A 17,517-nucleotide genomic window follows, 5' to 3' on the forward strand; every position below is an offset into this window, starting at 1 on the left:
TCTTCATTCTGTCTTTTAGAAACTCACCCCAAGTTCGACACCATAGGTCCGCCCGCGTTCGTAGCTGGCTATCAGTTGCAGCACGGGCGATCCGAACGGATTATAATGTTCGTTGAACAGGTTTTGGCCGAACAGCGACAGAGACGCCTTTGTCCCGCCCAAGGGCATGTCCACCCAGCCGATCCTGCCATCAACCAGCCAATATGCCTTGGTGTAGGCATATCGGTTCAGGTCCGCGCTATTGCCCGCAAGGTCGAAGAAGGGCGTTGAGACCAGCGGCGCGCGGCTGCGATAACGGCCGTCCACCCGTGCCGAGATATGGCCGCCCATGTTCATGTCAGGGCTGTCATATTGGACCGAGGCGCGGCCCTGCCATTTGGAGGCAAAGGTGGTGCGGGCAATGTCGGCAACTTCGACCCCGTTCAGGATGAAGCTCTTATAATCAAGGTCAGTATAGCTCAGATTGCCGCTCAATGTTAGCCCGCGCACCGGCACCAGATCGGCCTCAAGTTCAAAACCCTTGATGCTCGCCTTTCCTGCATTGTCAAAGAATTGGCGGCCATTGATAAAGTTCTGGGTCTGAAGATCCTTATAATCGCTGTAGAACAAAGCGATATTGGTCCGCAGCCGGTTGCCCCAGCTTTGCGTCTTCAGGCCGAGCTCATAGGCTGTTAGCGTTTCGGGTTTATAGGGGATGCCGCTCAATATGCCGCCAGCCACATAGCCGGTGGACACTTTGCCATAGGCGGTCACCTGATTGGTCGGCCGCCAGGTGACGATCGCCGCCCAGGTGGCCTTTTTGTAATCGACCTTGTAGTCGCCGACGCCCAACTGGCCGCCCTGCCCGCCGGATACTGCGAAGATCCGGTTTTCCCGCTTGTCGATCGTGTAGCGAATGCCGCCCGTCAAATCGATCGTATCGGTCAGATGATAGGTGAGCTGCCCATAGGCTGCGTAGCTGTCATTGATGGCGCGCGTCCGCGTCAGTCCGCTGCCGAATATGCTGTCGAGCGATGGGTTGAAGTCGGCCGCATTGACCACGCCGTCGCCGTTGATGTCGGCGGCAACTGGTCCAACCGGTACGTTGGGAATGACGCCCACGGTGGATGTATCCACGACGACGCCGTTCGCCACGGGTTGGAAGATTCCCAATATGTCTGTCGCCGGGGTATTTTCATGAAAGTAGAACAGGCCCGCGGTCAGGTCGAAGGCTTCGGATGTGACCTGGACCTGAAATTCCTGGGTGAACTGCTTCTGACTGGTCGATCGCGACGTCAGCAGGGAAAAGAAGGAATCGTTGGGCTGAGGCGCATTGTTGGGGTCGAGCACGGCCGGAATATTTTGTGCCAGCAATGCCTGCAATTGGAGGGTCGTAAATCGCAAACCTCCGGTCGCGCCAAGGTCGTAGATGTTCGGATCCTGCCGGAACTTGCGATAGGCAGTGATGCTCTTGAGCGTAATCTCATCGCTCACGGGATAGGTGAAGGTGAGGCTATGCCCTTGCGTCACTACATGTTCGGGACTGGTCGCATTGGCGACTGACGTCAGGCGATCAGTCGAAATATTGGTGATGCCGCCGAATAGCGGCTGGAAGGCGATAATCGGCGCCAACAACTGGCCTGATGCATCCGGGATGACGCCATAGCTCTGTATCGCCCGGCCGGTCGAACGCGCATCGGTATAGTCGAAGCGATAGTCGGCGGTCAGATCGCCCAGATCCAGTCTTGCCGCGACGCCGACACCATCGACATTGCGTTCGCCCAGCCGGTCGGCGATGCGTTGCACGCCGAATGACGGGTCGCGCTGACGCAGATCTATGGTGCGGCCGCCCAGGAGGTTGCGATAATCACCCTCAATCTCGTCATGAAGGTAGGACAGCTTGACCGACAAGGGGCCGAAGGCGGGCAGGTCGACGGATACTTTCGTCCGGAACGCGTCGTAATTGCCATAGGATACCGTACCGCGAACGCCGAACTCGCCCGTTGGAGCAGCCGTCACAAGGCTGATCGCGCCGCTTGTCGCGTTGCGGCCGAACAGCGTTCCCTGCGGGCCGCGCAGCACTTCTACACGCTGGATGTCGGACAGGTCGAAGATCGAGCCGACGGTGCGGCCGATATAGACGCCGTCCAGATAGATGCCGACTTTTGGATCGACCGCATTGTTGGACGTGCCGGAAGCCACGCCGCGAATGATGATTGTGGGATTGGATTGCAGGCCCTGCGTATTGATCTGAAGGCTGGGCGCCAGGCCAGCGAGGTTGCGCACATTGGTGACGCGCAACTGGTCAAGCTGGTCTGCGCCGATGGCGGTAACGGCGACGGGCACCTTTTGCAGGCTTTCCTCGCGCCGCTGCGCCGTCACTATGATGTCGGCCAGCTGCCCCTGAACCGCAGCCTGCGTGGCCGGGTCGGCAGTCTGCGCCAGAGCCGTTGTCGTGGCGAACGATGATATGCCCGCTAACGCAACGGCAATAGATGAACGCATGGCAATCCCCTTCCTTTCGTCGGGCGATGCCATCCCTCGATACGGGCCGTGCTCCGTTTAGAAGCTCGGTCCACCATCCGGGACCGAACACGCGTACGCGCATCCGAAAGCGGACGTTTGGCGGTGTTCCGCCATTATATTGTTCATGATGCAGCCTGATCTGCGGCGCATGGCCGCGAGCCCTTTCTGCATCCTCTCCTGACAGCTTCGGCCACCGATCAGCTCTTCGGCCGAGCTATCTTGTTTGCATGCAGCGTGTCTTGAAATGATCCCTTCGTCAAGGGCCATCCACAATCAGCGAGGTTTCAGCGGCGCCACCGGACATGCCACTGCAAGAACAGCGTGCCATTCTCCCGGAAGAGCCGAGGTGCGACGATCCGCCTGCGCGATTTCCCGCAGTTCGGCCCTGAAACGCTCGATCCTTTCCGCGACACGCGCGACGCCCACGGGCGACAGCTTGACCGTTTCCACGCCGAAGATCGTATCTGGGTCGCCATAGTTCAGATTGAAGAACAGATGCTTCATATGCTGTTCGAAATGCCTGCGCATGGGCTCGCGTTGCCACACATGGGCCGGGTCCAGCCGCGCACGTAGACGTCCTCCCGGCAGGCGATCGATCAGCGCCAACCTTTCCAGCCGTTCGACATGTTGCGCGATATGTTCGGGCGGTATGCCAAAGCCTTCCTCGGCTTCGGACACCGGCCAACCCGTGACGATGATGAAGAAAATGGTGGATAGTTCGGGGCTTGTGGTCAGCGCCTTTTCCTGCGCCAGCGTCAGCTTGTCGGATGACCGATCGCGCACGGCGGCCTCTTCGGCGATTTCGGTGAGCGTGGTGTCGGCGAGTGCGCACAGTTGCGACAAGGTGCGCAGGCCCAGCCCACGGCCATGCAGCCATCGTTTGACGGTGGCGGTGCCCACGCCAAGCTTTTTCGAGACGTCGGCCTGGGTCAGGCCCGCTGCTCGTAGCCGCCGTCGGAGCGCCGCCAGCAGCAGCTCATGTTCCATTCCGAAAGGGTCGTTGGACGGATGAGAGGGGCTCATCAGATGATCCCTTCCCACGCTGCAAGGATGATGTGGGCCGACCACGGCGCTAGATCATATTCCGCGATGTTTGATCGTGGATGGTTCCGCGATCGATATCCATCCCTCGACTCTTCGGCTGCACGGCTTTCGTGCAGCCGAAGCTTCTTGTCTTCTCCAGTCATGGCCTCTCCAGCTTATTCTTTTGGGAAGGGTAAGTAACTCGACGCCGCTGACAAGGTCCAACTGATCCTCATCACCACTAGAGTATTTTCCTATCGCATTCGCGCATGCTTGTGCATAGTTTTGCTCTTGGAGCAGCATGGGGGGTGAATGGAATGAGCCAGTTTCTCGATTATCTTCAGGCGCGGGCGGACGAGGAAGACGTGTCGGACTGGTTCCTGGTCAGTCAGGAGATGATTGACCAGTTCGCCGAAGCGACCAAGGATCATCAATATATCCATGTCGATCCGGAGCGCGCAAAGCAGTCGCCCTTTGGCGGGACGATTGCTCATGGTTTCCTGACGCTTTCACTCCTGCCGCACCTGTGCGCCGATGCGCGAGGCGACATCGTTCCCGACGGCGCTACTGAGATCAATTATGGCAGCAACAAGCTACGTTTCCTGGCGCCCGTTCGATCCGGCAAACGTGTGCGTGGAAGGTTCAAGCCGCTGGAGATCGTCGAAAAGCGGCCGGGGCAGATTCAGCTGACCACCGAAGCAACGGTAGAGATAGAAGGCGAGAGCAAGCCCGCGCTAATCTGCGAATGGATAACCCAGTTCCAGCTTTGATCCGGCAATCGTCGGAGTAAGCGGATTGGGCTATCCATTCAGGCGGCGGTGTTGGTCGCGTGTAGGCCGAAGGCCATGCGCGCGGCGTTGATGGTGTATTCATACTCCTCGCCGCCCGGTACGAGGTCGTGCCAGTTCTTGTGCGTGATCGCCGCGAAACTGTCCTGCCATATCTTGCAGGCGATCAGTTGTATTTCTGTTTCCTTGGGGGCGCGCTGTGCTTCCAGGCAGTCACGCAATATCGCGTGAAAAACGGCGCCCCTTAATGGTGCGTGCTTCATTGGCATCCTCTCCAGGCTACTGATTCTTTGTCCAGATTGCCGAGGGGGAAAATTGCATAGCGGCGAAAAGACGTCAACTACGTCTCAAAATTTCCACGGGTATTTAACATGTATTCTATTGTAGTTTGACCGTTGCCCTATCCACTTTTACTTTATGAACATCGCCGTTCATTATGTAAGCCATTGATTGGGAAGGCCGCAGGCTCTTTGTAGATGCGGCCTTCCCCAGCATCAGAAGCTGAACTTGATGCCGCCTCTCACCGTTCGCGGTTCGACCACGCGGCTTAGCCTCCCTTCGACAGGCTCCGCATCTGCGGCGGGAAGGTAGGACTCGTAATAATAAGCGATGTCCTTGTCCCCGCTGCCAAGGATGTTGAGCAGTTCGGCATAGACTTGCACCCGCTTGCCTTTCCAGGCGGCGCGGGCGTTGACGATTGTGCTGCCGGAATCGCGCACGCTATTGTCCTCGATCAGCGGCGAGGGGCCAAGGTGGCGGACGCGGATGCTGGCTTCCCATGGGTCAAGCACGATGGCCGCGCCAGCGGACGCGGCATTTTTGAAGGCGTTGGGAATATGGTCGCCATTGGTATAGCGGCTGTGGCTGGCGGTGTAATTGCCGTCGAAGGCGAGCCAGGGGAGCGGGCGCCAGAAGGCGACAAGCTCATAGCCGTGGCGGCGGCTGGCTCCGCTGGGTTCGACCGCATTTGAGTCGCCGACGAAACGCAACTCGCTGCCGACATTCAGCCACCAATAGGTCGCGGTGAAGGTGAAGCCGGGTAGTTGCAGGCGGCCGCCCAATTCCTTGCCCGTGCCGCGCACGAGCATCGGGACAGGCGTGTCGACATTGACCGCGCCGCGCGCATCGTTGGAATGAAAGCCCCGGCCCCAATTGGCATAAAGTTCGACATGCGGCGTGATTGCCCAGGCCGCCGACGCCTTGGGAGAGACGAGCGTGTCCGATCCGCTGCCTTCGCCTAGCGCGGCGGCGACGGCGTCGCGGGCGCGGACGTCGTAATGATAATAGTCGCCGCGCAGGCCGCCAGTGACTCGCAAGCCCGGCAGCGGCGTGACGGTCGCTTCGCCATAAAGGGCTGCTGAACCCTGCTTTACGCGATAGCGGCCGAGCGAGGATAGGAAGGCGCGGTTCGACGTGCGATTGACGCCGACATTGCCGATCGCGTCATAGCGATTTTCCGTGCCGAGCTTCAGTTGCAGTGCCGGGGCGATGTCCCAACGCTTTTCGCCGGTGAAGCCCAATACCCAGCGGCGGTCGAACTGCTCGATCTGCGCGCTGGTGCCGTCGGGATCGGTGTAGGTGGGGTTGGAGAACATCGTCCAGTCATAGAATTGCGCGTAGAGATTGGTGCGCCATGTCGGCTGGATGGTAGCGATGTTGCCGATGATGCGCGTCGTTTCCCCGCGCGCGGAAGGATCGGGCGAACAGAAGACATCGGGGCAGAGCGGCGTGCCGATGATCCGTTCGGGTATCTGCTCGGTCGGGCGCCATGTCGCGCGATAGGCGTGGAGCGTGGCGTCGATCTTACCGGCCCCGGCGGGAAGCGTATATTTGGCGAAACCTGCATAGTGGCGCAGATGTTCGGCCTCCTGCCACGGGCCGTCATAAGCCTTGGCCTGGGCGACGAGGGTGAGATTGCCTGCGCCCGCCTTTACCGTGCCGCCCGCCGCCAGCCTGCGCCAGCCGAAGGAGCCGCCCTCCGCCGCGACCCATGGACGGTCATAGCCGTCGATCGTGGTCATATAGGCCGCGCCCGCGAGCGCGAAGTCGCCGCCATCGGCGCGATAGGGGCCTTTGCGAAAATCCTCCCGCGCGATGATTTCGGGGATGAGTCCGTTGAGGTCGAGATAGCCCTGGCCGTGGCCATGGGTGCGGAAGTTCATCTGAACCCCGTCGATATAGGTGGTGAAGTCCGACCCATGGTCGAGATTGAAGCCGCGCAGGAAATATTGATTGGCCTTGCCGCTGCCCGAATGCTGGGCGGCGACCAGACCCGGCACCGCTTCGAGCAGTTCAGCGACGCGGAGCAGCGGACGGACGAGAAGGTCCGCGCCGCCGACGCTGCCCTCGCTTGCCGCATGAGCGGTGCCGACCTTGTCCTCTCCCCGGCCGAAGACGACGATGGTGTTCGCATCCTCGCCCGCGTCATTCGCATCGGCAGCGAAGGCGGGGAATGGGAGGAGCGTGGCGGTCAGCGCGCAGGCAGCGCGGTGGAGTTGATTGGGTAGTTTCACTTGATGCACTCCGGGCGTCTGGCGACACTCGGCGAGAGACCTGCCGCCAGACGGCGACCGGCGCGCGCCGACGGCCGGACGCCCCCAAGGCGACCGCCAGCGTCACCGAAGCGGCCTCTCGCCGCTCGTTCGTCGCTCAGACGGAAACTACCGTGCCGCGGCCATCCCCTGGACCAAGGCAAGAGCGACCAGACGCTGGCAGGTCTCCTGGCTCGCGGGTCATCGCTTGATGCACGGCCTTCCCGGGCCTCGCAGGATTTAGCGTCCGGCCCAGTGACTTGCCCCATCCCGCCTATGAGGTGGGGCGATGTGCATCGCGCTCGCCGCTTACAGTTGCAGGGACAGCCTTGGCTTGGGGAGGCGGATGCCTCCTTTACCATGTTCCCTTTTAAGCCTCTTTCGAGGCACCGGCGCGATCATGCCCGGGGGTTGCCCGGGTGACGGGGGGATAGCGGAGCTGTGGGGGTAGGGCAAGGGGGGTGGGTAGGGGGGTGGGGTGAGGTAACTTGCTCCCTCTCCCCTTCAGGGGAGAGGGTTGGGGAGAGGGGAGCGGCGGTCGTGCTTTGCGTTCCCCTCTCCCGCCTTCGCTATGCTCGGCACCCTCTCCCCTGAAGGGGAGAGGGGATGGGGTCTGGCAATCAGTTCAGCGTCGCGCCACGCTCTCGCTGGAGGCGCAACGCCATGGCTTGGTAGCGGACGGCGCGTTCATTGTGGAGGGCGATGGTGGCCTGGTCTGCGCCGCGAAGGCGGGCTTCCCTGGCCTGCCGCGCTTCCTGGGCGGCGCAGGCGGAAAAATGTGATGCGTCATTGGGGCGCATGGCCCTTATCCTCTCTCAATTTCTTATGGCTCGAACGATAACATCGGCCTGTTTCCCGCTGCCATTACGCAGGTTAACGCCGGAAAGCTTCTGTTTTTTGACAGCCTGCTTGCAAATGATTTCAGGAAGGGATTTCTGCGCTTTTCAAGCAGTTGAGCGGATGGCGCTAAGGGGCTTCTTGCTATCAGCCGCCCCGGTTCCACGATGCATCGCGGAAGGTGTCGCGCAAGAAGCCGATGAAGGCGTCTACGGCGGCGGGACGACCTGCGGCGCGGGGGTGGACGGCGTGAACGGCAAGGTCAGCGGGGCCTTCCCAGCTATCGAGGACGCGGACGAGGCTGCCTTCCGCGATCAGGTCGCCCACGTCCCAGAGCGAGCGCAAGGCGATCCCGACCCCGGTAAGGGCGAGTTCGCGCACGATTTCGCTGCTGTTGGTGCGGACATGGCTTTGGCCATCGATCAGCTTGCGCGCGCGGCCATTCACCAGCCGCCATGGCAATTGTCCATCGGCCGCGAGCAGGCGGTGGCGGGGGAGGTCGGCGATCTTGTCCGGAATGCTATGCGCGGCAAGATAGGCGGGGCTGGCGCAGAGGATGCGGCGGTTGGTGGCGAGATGATGTCCCTCCAGATGGAGAGGAATGTCGCTGGTGATGCGGATTGCCACGTCGATGCGCTCGGTGAGCAGGTCTTCATAGGCGTCGGACAGGTTGAGTTCGAGATCGACGCGCGGATGGAGGTCCAGGAAGCGGCCGACATGGGGCGCCACATGCAGGCGGCCGAAGGAGGTGGGAGCCGAAATGCGCAGCCGCCCGGACGCGCTCCGGTGCCGACTGGTGACGCGTTGCTCCGCCTGATGGATGGCGTCGAGGATGGCGACCAGGTCGCGATGCAGGCTGGCGCCTTCCTCCGTCAGGGCAAGGCGGCGCGTGGTGCGATGGATGAGGCGGACGCCGAGGCGCGCCTCCAACCGGGAGATGCGTTTCGACATCATGGCAGGCGAGATGTTCAATATGCGGCCTGCCGCCGAAAGGCTGCCTGCATCCACCGCGCGGGCGAAGAGAAGATAATCGGGATCCATCGATGATCTTTTCCTGTGAGGAACAGATGCTTTGAGTTCTTGTTGTCTAGTGCGAGGATGGAGAGGGGTCTATAGGCTTTCGTCACAGTATTTTGGATGGAGAACTGCCCATGGACGGCATGATCGAGAAATCGGGCCTGATGGTTGCCGCCGAGCTGGCGCGCTTTATCGACGGGGAAGTCCTGCCCGGGACGGGGATCGCGGCGGAGGCATTTTGGCAGGGCGTGTCTGCGATTTTCACGCGGTTTGCGCCGCTTAATGCGGCTCTGCTGGAAAAGCGCGATGCTATTCAGGCGCAGATCGACAGCTGGCATGGCGAGCAAGCGGGGCGGCCCTTTGATGCGGATGCTTATCGGGCTTTCCTGACCCAGATCGGCTATCTGGTGCAGGAACCCGCGCCTTTTTCCATCGGGTCGGGTCGGGTGGATGCAGAGCTGGCGACCTTGGCGGGGCCGCAGTTGGTGGTGCCTATACTCAATGCGCGGTTCCTGTTGAACGCGGCCAATGCCCGTTGGGGCAGCCTTTATGATGCGCTGTACGGGACCGATGCGATCCCCGGCGCGGCGGCGGGCAAGGGCTATGATCCGGCGCGCGGCGCACAGGTGATTGCGTGGGCCAAGGCGTTTCTGGATCGGGCGGTTCCTCTGACGGAGGGAAGTTGGGCGGATTGGGCGGGTGGCACGCCGGTCTTGCGCGACCCCGCGCAACTTGCCGGACGGGCAGGGGATAACATCCTGCTTCGTAACAACGGGCTGCATATTGAGCTGGTGATCGACGCAGGCCATCCGATCGGGCGGGATGACCCGGCGCATCTGGCGGACGTTGTGCTGGAATCGGCGCTGTCCACCATTTGCGATCTGGAGGATTCCGTTGCGGCAGTGGATGCTGCGGACAAGGTCGCGGCCTATGCCAACTGGCTCGGCCTGATGAAGGGCGATCTGGAGGACAGTTTCGAGAAGAATGGCGCGATGATGACGCGGCGGTTGAGTGGGGACCGTTCCTATGTCGCGCCTGATGGAAGTGCGTTGACCTTGCCGGGACGGTCTTTGCTGTTCGTGCGCAATGTCGGGCATTTGATGACGACGCCTGCGGTGCGGCTGTCCAATGGGAACGAGGCGCCGGAAGGGATATTGGATGGGATCGTTACCAGCCTGATCGCCCTGCACGACATTCGGCGGAACGGGCGTTTCGTCAATAGCCGGGCGGGCAGCATCTATATCGTGAAGCCCAAGATGCACGGGCCGGAAGAGGTCGCCTTCACCAACGAGCTGTTCGATGCGATCGAAGATTTACTGGGGCTGGAGCGGCATCAGCTGAAGGTTGGCGTGATGGATGAGGAGCGGCGGACTTCGGCAAACCTCGCCGCCTGTATCCATGCGGTGCGGGACCGGATCGTGTTCATCAATACCGGCTTTCTGGATCGCACGGGGGACGAAATCCATACGTCGATGCGCGCGGGGCCGATGATCCGCAAGGGCGAGATGAAGAGCGCGGCGTGGATCAAGGCTTATGAAGATCGCAATGTGCAGATCGGGCTTGCCTGCGGGCTGTCGGGCAGGGCGCAGATCGGCAAGGGCATGTGGGCGGCGCCGGACCGGATGGCCGATATGCTGGAGCAGAAGATCGGGCACCCGATGACGGGGGCGAATACGGCCTGGGTGCCTTCGCCGACTGCCGCGACTTTGCACGCGACGCACTATCATGCGGTCGATGTTTTTGCCCGGCAGGAGGAGCGGAAGGCTGAAGCGGTTGGTGGGCTGGACGCGCTGCTGACGATCCCATTGGCGGCGGGGGTGAACTGGTCGGCGCAGGATGTTCGCGATGAGCTGGACAATAATGCGCAGGGGATATTGGGCTATGTCGTGCGCTGGGTGGATCAGGGCGTCGGCTGTTCCAAGGTGCCCGACATTCATGATGTGGGGCTGATGGAGGACCGGGCGACGTTGCGGATTTCTTCGCAGCATATCGCCAATTGGCTGTTGCATGGGGTGTGTTCGGCTGACGAGGTTGACGCGGCGCTGCGGCGGATGGCGGCGAAGGTCGATGCGCAGAATGCGGGCGATCCGCTGTACCAACCGATGAGCGGGCGGGAGGAAAGCAGTCTGGCGTTTCAGGCGGCGCGGGCGCTGGTGTTCGAGGGCGTGGTGCAGCCTAACGGTTATACCGAGCCGCTGCTGCACGCCTATCGGGCGCGGGTGAAGATGCCTGCTTGAACAGCCGTTCGGGTTTTGGTTTTCGCGCAGAGGCGCAGAGGCGCAGAGGGTTTTGCGCTGGTGTTGCTCTGCGCCTCTGCGCGAAGATTATTTCACGCGGAGACGCGGAGAGGGTGCGTGTGACGGGAGCAGGTGCGTCTTACTGGCTTCGCGTTGGATGCGACGTTTTTGACGGATGCGCCGCGCGGGCCGGTTTGCCTCCGCGTCTCCGCGTGAAAATTAGCCTTGGAGGTGTTTGATCAGGGCGCGGGCTGCCCTTGTGACATCCTCCCATGTCTCATCGAAGCCTTCATCCTCGCCGAAATAGGGGTCGGTGACGCTGGTGCCTTCGCGACCGGGGATCAGGTCCATGAGGAGGCGGAGGTCGGCGGTGCCATTTGACGGGCGGATGCTGCGGAGGTTTTTGAGGTTTTCCGCATCGAGGGCGAAGATGTGGTCGAAGCTGTGGAAGTCTTGGACCGAGACCTGACGGCCGCGATAGGTGGATATGTCGATGCCGTTGCGTAGGGCTACCGCCTGGGCGCGGCTGTCGGGCGGACAGTCTACGTGCCAGTCGCCGGTTCCTGCTGAATCGACCTTGATGGGTAGGCCAGCCTTTTCGGCTTCGGCGCGTAGGGCGGCTTCGGCCAGCGGTGAGCGGCAGATGTTGCCGAGGCAGACGAAGAGGATGGAGACGCTCATCCTTCCGCTGCTGCCGTCGAGAGGCCGAGTTGCGGTACACCGATCGAGCGGCGACCGCCAAAGTCGGTGCGGGCGACGATGACGCCGATCTTTTCCATATAGTCGATGAGGCGGCGGACGCGGCCCGGCGAACTGGTGCCATAGGCGCGGGCGAGGGCTGTGTCGTCCGGGCAAGGCAGGCCCTGCATCGCGGCGCGGGCGATGAGGAGGAAGGGGGCGAGCATGTCTTCGGGCAGCGGCTGGGCGGCCTTCATCGCGTCGTCCCAGCGCGGGTCGGCGGCGTCGAACATGCCTGCCTGCGCCATGGCGAAACGCTTGCGGAAGGCGGCGAGGTCGAGCGGGGGCGTTCGCATGCCCTTCATGCGGCAGCGGACGCCAAAATCCTGATAGAGGCTGGCGACGCTGGGCTGCGCATCGCCGAGGTCGGCGACGATTTCTTCGAGGACGGCGATGACGACGGGTTCGTTCTGGCCGAAGTCGAGTTCGGGCGCGGCGGGCTTGGCGAGTGGCGCAGCGGCGAGAGCGCGCATCAGTTCCTCGGCGGGGAGCGGCGGCGGTTCGGCGCGGGGCGGAGGAGGGGGAAGCGCGTCGTCCTCGCCCGCGCTGGCGAAGAGCAGTTCCTGCATATTTTCGGTCGCGGCGGTGGGGGGCGGCATCAGCTTGTGGGTGCCGCCGCGGGTGCTCGTTTTGACCGTCCCGATTTTCACCGCAACGGGGCGGCGGCAGATGGCGGGGCCGAGCGCGAGGAAGCGGCCGCGTTCAAGGTCGCGTATCTGTTCGGCCTGACGCCGCTCCATGCCGAGCAGGTCGGCGGCGCGCGCCATGTCGATGTCGAGGAAGGTGCGGCCCATCAGGAAGTTGGACGCTTCGGCCGCGACATTCTTGGCGAGCTTGGCAAGGCGCTGGGTGGCGATGACGCCAGCGAGGCCGCGCTTTCGGCCACGGCACATGAGGTTGGTCATGGCGGCGAGCGAGAGGCGGCGGGCTTCGTCGGAGACGTCTCCGGCGGCGACGGGGGCGAACATCTGCGCTTCGTCCACGACGACGAGGGCGGGATACCAATGGTCGCGCGGGGCGTCGAACAGGGTCGAGAGGAAGGTCGCGGCGCATTTCATCTGCGCTTCCAGTTCGAGGCTTTCGAGGCTGAGGATGACCGAGGCGCGATGTTCGCGGATGCGCGCGGCCATCTTGACGATCTCGCGTTCGTTATAATCGCCAGCGTCGATGACGACGTGGCCATATTCATCGGCGAGCGTGACGAAATCGCCTTCGGGGTCGATGACGACCTGTTGGACCAGGGCGGCGCTTTCCTCCAGCAGGCGGCGGAGGAGGTGCGACTTGCCGGAACCCGAATTGCCCTGAACGAGCAGGCGGGTGGCGAGCAATTCCTCTACGTCGATCGGAACGGGGTTGCCGTTGCCGTCGGTTCCTATGCTGATGGTGGCGGTCACATATGTCCTTTGGCCCATGCGGTGGGATTCGCGCAAGGGTGGTGTGGCTATGTCTCACTCCTCCGTTCGCCCTGAGCCTGTCGAAGGGCTTTTCTTTTCTTCAAAGGGAGTAAGGGGCTTCGACAAGCTCAGCCCGAACGGGGTGGGGTGGGTGTGCGGCGGAGGGGCGAGAGCTGGCGCGCGGTTCCGCTTGACCCATCGATTGTTGCGATGCAGCGTCTGGCATATGGCGACTCTTTCATCCCCTGTTCCTCCGGTCACGCAAAATCCGGACATTCGTTATCTTGGCCGACTGCTTGGCGATGTGATCCGGGCTTATGGCGGCGAGCGGCTTTATCGGCAGACGGAATATATCCGATCGGCGTCGGTTGATCGGGCGCGGGGCATCCATGGCGCGGATGTGGTGGATACCGGGCTGGAGGCGCTCAGCCTGGACGACACATTGTCGTTCGTGCGCGGGTTCATGTTGTTTTCGATGCTCGCCAATCTGGCCGAGGATCGGCAGGGGGTGGCGGCTGATCCGGATGCCGATGTGGCTTCGGCGATCGAGCGGCTGGAATCGCATGGGATTGGCCGTGATGCCGTGATGGCGCTGCTCGATCATGCGCTGATCGTGCCGGTGCTGACCGCCCACCCGACCGAGGTGCGGCGCAAGAGCATGATCGATCATAAGAACCGTATCGCCGACCTGATGCTGCTGAAGGATGCGGGGCATGGCGAGACGGAGGATGGCGAAAATCTGGACGAGGCGATCGCGCGGCAAATCGCTCTGCTGTGGCAGACGCGCCCTTTGCGGCGGCAGAAGCTGTTCGTGCAGGATGAGATCGACAATGTCCTGACCTATTTCCGCGACGTTTTCCTGCCGGTGCTGCCTGCGTTGTATGCGCGGTGGGAGCGGGTGCTGGGAGGCCGACCGCCCAGCTTCCTGCGGGTGGGGAACTGGATTGGCGGGGACCGGGACGGCAATCCGTTCGTGCAGGCGCCGCAGTTGCGGTCGGCATTGGGGCGCGGGTGTGAGGCGGCGCTGGCCTATTATCTGGATGCGGTGCATGCGTTGGGGGCGGAGTTGTCGTTATCGACGGAACTCGCGCATGTGCCGCAGGCGGTACTGGATCTGGCGGAAGCGAGCGGGGATAGCTCGCCTAGCCGGGGGGATGAGCCTTATCGCCGTGCGCTTTCGGGTATTTATGCGCGGCTCGCGGCGACCTATCGGGCGTTGGTAGGGAAGGAGCCGCCGCGTCCTTCGCGCTTGACGGGCGAGGCCTATGCGCTGCCGGGCGATTTGCGGCGCGATCTGGTGACCGTGGCGCAGGGGCTGGCGAGTGAGGGCGACGGCGCTTTGGCGACCGGCGGGGCGCTGGGGCGGTTGATCCGGGCGGTGGAAACGTTTGGTTTTCACCTCGCGACGCTCGACATGCGGCAGAATAGCGATGTGCATCAACGCGTCGTTGCCGAGTTGCTGAAGGTTGGGGGCGTGGCGGAAGATTATGCCGCGTTGGACGAGGATGCTCGGGTTGCCTTGCTGCGCGAGGAGTTGGCCAGCAACCGGCCGCTGGGGTCGCGCTTTTCGGAATATTCCGAAGAGACGGCGTCCGAACTGGCGATCGTGCAGGCGGCGGCGGATGCGCACAGGACTTACGGGCCTGCCTGCATCAGCCACTACATCATTTCCAAGGCGGAGAGCGTTTCGGACCTTTTGGAAGTGAACCTGCTGCTGAAGGAAGCGGGGTTGTGGCGCGCGGGGAAGGACGGCGGCCCGGCAATGGCGGCGATCATGGCGGTGCCGTTGTTCGAGACGATTGCCGACCTTGAGGCGGCTCCGGATATCATGGCGGCCTATTTTGGGCTGCCCGAGATTGCGGGCGTCGTGCGCGAGCGGGGTCATCAGGAAGTGATGATCGGCTATTCCGACAGCAACAAGGATGGCGGCTATATCACCTCCACCTGGTCGCTTTATCAGGCGAGCAAGGCGCTGGCCCCGGTGTTCGAGGATGGCTGGACGGGGATGCAGTTGTTCCATGGCCGGGGCGGCGCGGTGGGGCGTGGTGGGGGATCATCCTTCGCGGCGATACAGGCGCAGCCGCGTGGCACGGTGCAGGGGCGCATCCGGATCACTGAACAGGGCGAGGTGATCGCGGCGAAGTTCGGCACGCGCGACGTCGCGATGACCAATCTGGAGGCGATGACGAGCGCGACCCTGCTCGCCAGTCTGGAGCCGGAAGGGATTTCGGACCGGGATGCTGCGCGCTTTGCGGGGGCTATGGACGAGCTGTCCAAGACGGCTTTCGCGGCCTATCGGGACCTCGTTTACGGGACGGAGGGATTCAAGGAGTTCTTCCGCCAACTGACGCCGATCCAAGAGATTTCGGGCCTGAAGATTGGGTCGCGCCCCGCGAGCCGGACTAAGAGCACGCGGATCGAGGATTTGCGGGCGATACCGTGGGTGTTCAGCTGGGCGCAGGCGCGGGTCATGCTGCCCGGGTGGTATGGCATGGGGCAGGCGTTTGCGGCGTTCAAGGACCAGGCGCTGTTGGCGGACATGGCGCAGAGCTGGTCCTTCCTGCAATCGGCGCTCGCCAATCTGGAGATGGTGTTGGCGAAGTCGGACCTGGGGATTGCCGCGCATTATCTGCCGCTGGTCGAGGATCAGGCGGCGGGTGGGGCGATTTTCGATCGTATTCGCGAGGGGTGGCAGCTGACGCATGACGGATTGCTGGCGGCGAGTGGGCAATCGCGGTTGCTGGAGAAGAATCCCAAGCTGGATGAATCGATCCGGTTGCGGCTGCCCTATATCGAGCCGCTCAATCTGTTGCAGGTGGAGTTGATGAAGCGGCATCGCGGCGGGGAGGATGATCCGCGTATCAAGGAAGGGATCGAGCTGTCGATCAACGCGATCGCCACGGCGCTGCGCAACAGTGGATGAGCAGGGGAATTCGGGACGACTGCAGTCCATGCCGCCCCGAACCCCTGACCTCCCCTTGAAGGGAGGCGCGAGCCGATAAGAATGGGCGCCTGGACGAGCGCCCGCTGTCCGAAATGCTAATCTATCCAATGAGATGAAGGTCGGATGAACATGAATGCCGACACGCGACGAGCAGAGTCTGGCTTTCATTCACAACCAATTCAACCTGCGGACGTTACCCTGTCTGTATTGGAGAAAAGGAGAAAGGCAATGACGTGGTCCGGACAGAAGTTTCTGGCTGCGATTAGCCTTGCCGGTGCGGTGGCACTGGGCGGCTGCGCCTATGATGACGGCTATTATGGCGGCGTGAGCGTGGGATCAGGCTATTACGGCGGTGGCTATTACGACGATTATTATGGTCCCGGCTATTATGGTTCGGGCTATTATGGCCCCGGCTATGGTTGGTACGGGGATTATTATTATCCCGGCAGCGGCTATTATGTGTTTGACCGGGGCGGACGCCGCCATCGCTGGAATGATGATCAGCGCCGTTATTGGGAAGGCCGACGCGGGCAGCAAGGCGATCATTGGCGCGGCAGTTTGGCGCGGCCGGAAGATGGCCGACTCTATCGCGATGGACGCCCCGCGAGAGATGGGCGCTGGCGCGGGCGGGACCGGAATGATGCCACGGCTGCTCCTCCGCCAGTTCAGAGCCAGCCGCGCGCGGGTAGTCCGCGCGGGAGCTGGGGCGGCGGCCGATCCGGGTCGGGAACAGGCTCAGGTTCGGGTTCCAACTCCGGCAATGGCAGTTCCGATGGGAATCACTGGCGCGGGACGTTGCGTCGCTGATGCGGGCTGGGTGGGGCGCTGTAACGCTTATCGCATGCCTCTCGCTCGCCGCCTGTGACGGGCGGGAGGAAAGCGCGATCGACAATCTCGCCAATGGCGCCAATGCGACGCAGGTGGAAAACAGCTTCCGCGCCGAGGCGCAGGCCGCGCTGGAGCCGCTGAGGCCGCCTGAACCGGGCACGCCGGGTGGCCTTCCGCCGGACGCCGCGCCGATCGAGGAAGGGTCGATCGATCCCAAGGGGCCGCAGGGCGCTGCGCAGGTTGTGCAGGGCTATTATGGCCTACTGGAAGAACGCCGCTTCGACGATGCGCAAGACCTTTGGAACCAGACAGGCGCGGTTGGTGCGGAGGATGACGAGGCCTTTGCCCGGCGCTTCCGCAATTTCAGCGAAATCCATGCGCATGTCGGGGCGCCCAGTGAGATGGAGGGCGCGGCGGGGTCGCTTTATGTGACGGTGCCGGTGCAGGTGTACGGGCGGCTCGCGGCCAATGGGAAGCCCTGGTACATGCTGCGTCAGGTGACGCTGCGCCGCGTCAATGACGTGCCGGGGTCGAGCGAGTCTGACCGGCGGTGGCATATCGAGACGATCGGGGCTTATGTTGCGCCGGTTGAGGGTGAGGCTGAGGTCGGGAACAACGCTTCAGCGGCGCGATGATATCGGGGCGAGCGGAGATGGCTCCGCTCGCCCTTGCGCC

General features: G+C 62.6%; 13 protein-coding genes and 1 riboswitch. Of the genes, 5 read left to right on the top strand and 8 right to left on the bottom strand.

The genetic code is table 11. The features are described from left to right. Positions 1–15: 15 nt before the first annotated feature. Positions 16–2,484: a TonB-dependent receptor gene (locus ACWNC0_RS04065; RefSeq protein WP_449469793.1), complete on the bottom strand. Its 2,469-nt coding sequence runs from the start codon at positions 2,482–2,484 to the stop codon at positions 16–18. A gap of 294 nt (positions 2,485–2,778) precedes the next feature. After that, a complete protein-coding gene (locus tag ACWNC0_RS04070; protein ID WP_449469795.1) occupies positions 2,779–3,528 on the bottom strand; it encodes a helix-turn-helix domain-containing protein in 750 nt (249 codons plus the stop codon). A 317-nt stretch (positions 3,529–3,845) separates the two neighbouring features. Between ACWNC0_RS04070 and ACWNC0_RS04075 the strand changes: the two genes are divergently transcribed. Then, complete coding sequence (locus tag ACWNC0_RS04075) at positions 3,846–4,298, top strand: MaoC family dehydratase (protein ID WP_449469797.1); 453 nt, start codon at positions 3,846–3,848, stop codon at positions 4,296–4,298. 38 nt (positions 4,299–4,336) lie between these two features. Here ACWNC0_RS04075 and ACWNC0_RS04080 read toward each other — a convergent pair whose 3' ends face one another. The 4 genes from ACWNC0_RS04080 to ACWNC0_RS04095 form a co-directional block, all read right to left on the bottom strand. Further along, a complete protein-coding gene (locus ACWNC0_RS04080; protein ID WP_449469799.1) occupies positions 4,337–4,579 on the bottom strand; it encodes a hypothetical protein in 243 nt (80 codons plus the stop codon). A gap of 231 nt (positions 4,580–4,810) precedes the next feature. After that, entirely contained in the window at positions 4,811–6,790 is a 1,980-nt protein-coding gene (locus ACWNC0_RS04085; protein WP_449469863.1) for a TonB-dependent receptor, read from the bottom strand. Between the two features lie 219 nt (positions 6,791–7,009). After that, positions 7,010–7,256: riboswitch (cobalamin riboswitch) on the bottom strand. A gap of 211 nt (positions 7,257–7,467) precedes the next feature. Beyond that, complete coding sequence (locus ACWNC0_RS04090; protein ID WP_449469801.1) at positions 7,468–7,647, bottom strand: hypothetical protein; 180 nt, start codon at positions 7,645–7,647, stop codon at positions 7,468–7,470. A 184-nt stretch (positions 7,648–7,831) separates the two neighbouring features. Further along, positions 7,832–8,725, bottom strand: a complete 894-nt coding sequence (locus ACWNC0_RS04095) for a LysR family transcriptional regulator (protein WP_449469803.1) — start codon at positions 8,723–8,725, stop codon at positions 7,832–7,834. Positions 8,726–8,835: 110 nt separating this feature from the next. Between ACWNC0_RS04095 and ACWNC0_RS04100 the strand changes: the two genes are divergently transcribed. Then, positions 8,836–10,938 (top strand): malate synthase G, encoded by a 2,103-nt coding sequence (locus ACWNC0_RS04100; protein WP_449469805.1) that lies wholly within the window; start codon positions 8,836–8,838, stop codon positions 10,936–10,938. Between the two features lie 219 nt (positions 10,939–11,157). Here ACWNC0_RS04100 and ACWNC0_RS04105 read toward each other — a convergent pair whose 3' ends face one another. Then, entirely contained in the window at positions 11,158–11,619 is a 462-nt protein-coding gene (locus ACWNC0_RS04105) for a low molecular weight protein-tyrosine-phosphatase (protein WP_449469806.1), read from the bottom strand. Further along, positions 11,616–13,070, bottom strand: a complete 1,455-nt coding sequence (locus tag ACWNC0_RS04110) for a helicase HerA domain-containing protein (RefSeq protein ID WP_449469808.1) — start codon at positions 13,068–13,070, stop codon at positions 11,616–11,618. The genes ACWNC0_RS04105 and ACWNC0_RS04110 overlap by 4 nt, the downstream gene beginning before the upstream one ends. Before the next feature lie 226 nt (positions 13,071–13,296). Between ACWNC0_RS04110 and ppc the strand changes: the two genes are divergently transcribed. From ppc to ACWNC0_RS04125, 3 genes are all read left to right on the top strand, one after another. After that, the gene (gene ppc, locus ACWNC0_RS04115; RefSeq protein WP_449469810.1) at positions 13,297–15,993 is read left to right on the top strand and encodes a phosphoenolpyruvate carboxylase; all 2,697 of its coding nucleotides are present in this window, start codon (positions 13,297–13,299) and stop codon (positions 15,991–15,993) included. 249 nt (positions 15,994–16,242) lie between these two features. Continuing rightward, positions 16,243–16,821 (top strand): hypothetical protein, encoded by a 579-nt coding sequence (locus tag ACWNC0_RS04120; RefSeq protein ID WP_449469811.1) that lies wholly within the window; start codon positions 16,243–16,245, stop codon positions 16,819–16,821. Continuing rightward, positions 16,821–17,477, top strand: coding sequence for a hypothetical protein (locus ACWNC0_RS04125; protein WP_449469812.1), 657 nt, complete (start codon positions 16,821–16,823; stop codon positions 17,475–17,477). Before ACWNC0_RS04120 ends, ACWNC0_RS04125 begins: the two co-directional genes overlap by 1 nt. The last annotated feature ends 40 nt before the right edge of the window (positions 17,478–17,517 follow it).

Source organism: Sphingobium chungangianum (assembly GCF_977014255.1).

Excerpts from the sequence above, each read along its gene's own strand:
- ACWNC0_RS04065 (WP_449469793.1), bottom strand. The coding sequence starts at position 2,484 with ATGCGTTCATCTATTGCCGTTGCGTTAGCGGGCATATCATCGTTCGCC.
- ACWNC0_RS04070 (WP_449469795.1), bottom strand. The coding sequence starts at position 3,528 with ATGAGCCCCTCTCATCCGTCCAACGACCCTTTCGGAATGGAACATGAG.
- ACWNC0_RS04075 (WP_449469797.1), top strand. The coding sequence starts at position 3,846 with ATGAGCCAGTTTCTCGATTATCTTCAGGCGCGGGCGGACGAGGAAGAC.
- ACWNC0_RS04080 (WP_449469799.1), bottom strand. The coding sequence starts at position 4,579 with ATGAAGCACGCACCATTAAGGGGCGCCGTTTTTCACGCGATATTGCGT.
- ACWNC0_RS04090 (WP_449469801.1), bottom strand. The coding sequence starts at position 7,647 with ATGCGCCCCAATGACGCATCACATTTTTCCGCCTGCGCCGCCCAGGAA.
- ACWNC0_RS04095 (WP_449469803.1), bottom strand. The coding sequence starts at position 8,725 with ATGGATCCCGATTATCTTCTCTTCGCCCGCGCGGTGGATGCAGGCAGC.
- ACWNC0_RS04100 (WP_449469805.1), top strand. The coding sequence starts at position 8,836 with ATGGACGGCATGATCGAGAAATCGGGCCTGATGGTTGCCGCCGAGCTG.
- ACWNC0_RS04105 (WP_449469806.1), bottom strand. The coding sequence starts at position 11,619 with ATGAGCGTCTCCATCCTCTTCGTCTGCCTCGGCAACATCTGCCGCTCA.
- ppc (WP_449469810.1), top strand. The coding sequence starts at position 13,297 with ATGGCGACTCTTTCATCCCCTGTTCCTCCGGTCACGCAAAATCCGGAC.
- ACWNC0_RS04120 (WP_449469811.1), top strand. The coding sequence starts at position 16,243 with ATGACGTGGTCCGGACAGAAGTTTCTGGCTGCGATTAGCCTTGCCGGT.
- ACWNC0_RS04125 (WP_449469812.1), top strand. The coding sequence starts at position 16,821 with ATGCGGGCTGGGTGGGGCGCTGTAACGCTTATCGCATGCCTCTCGCTC.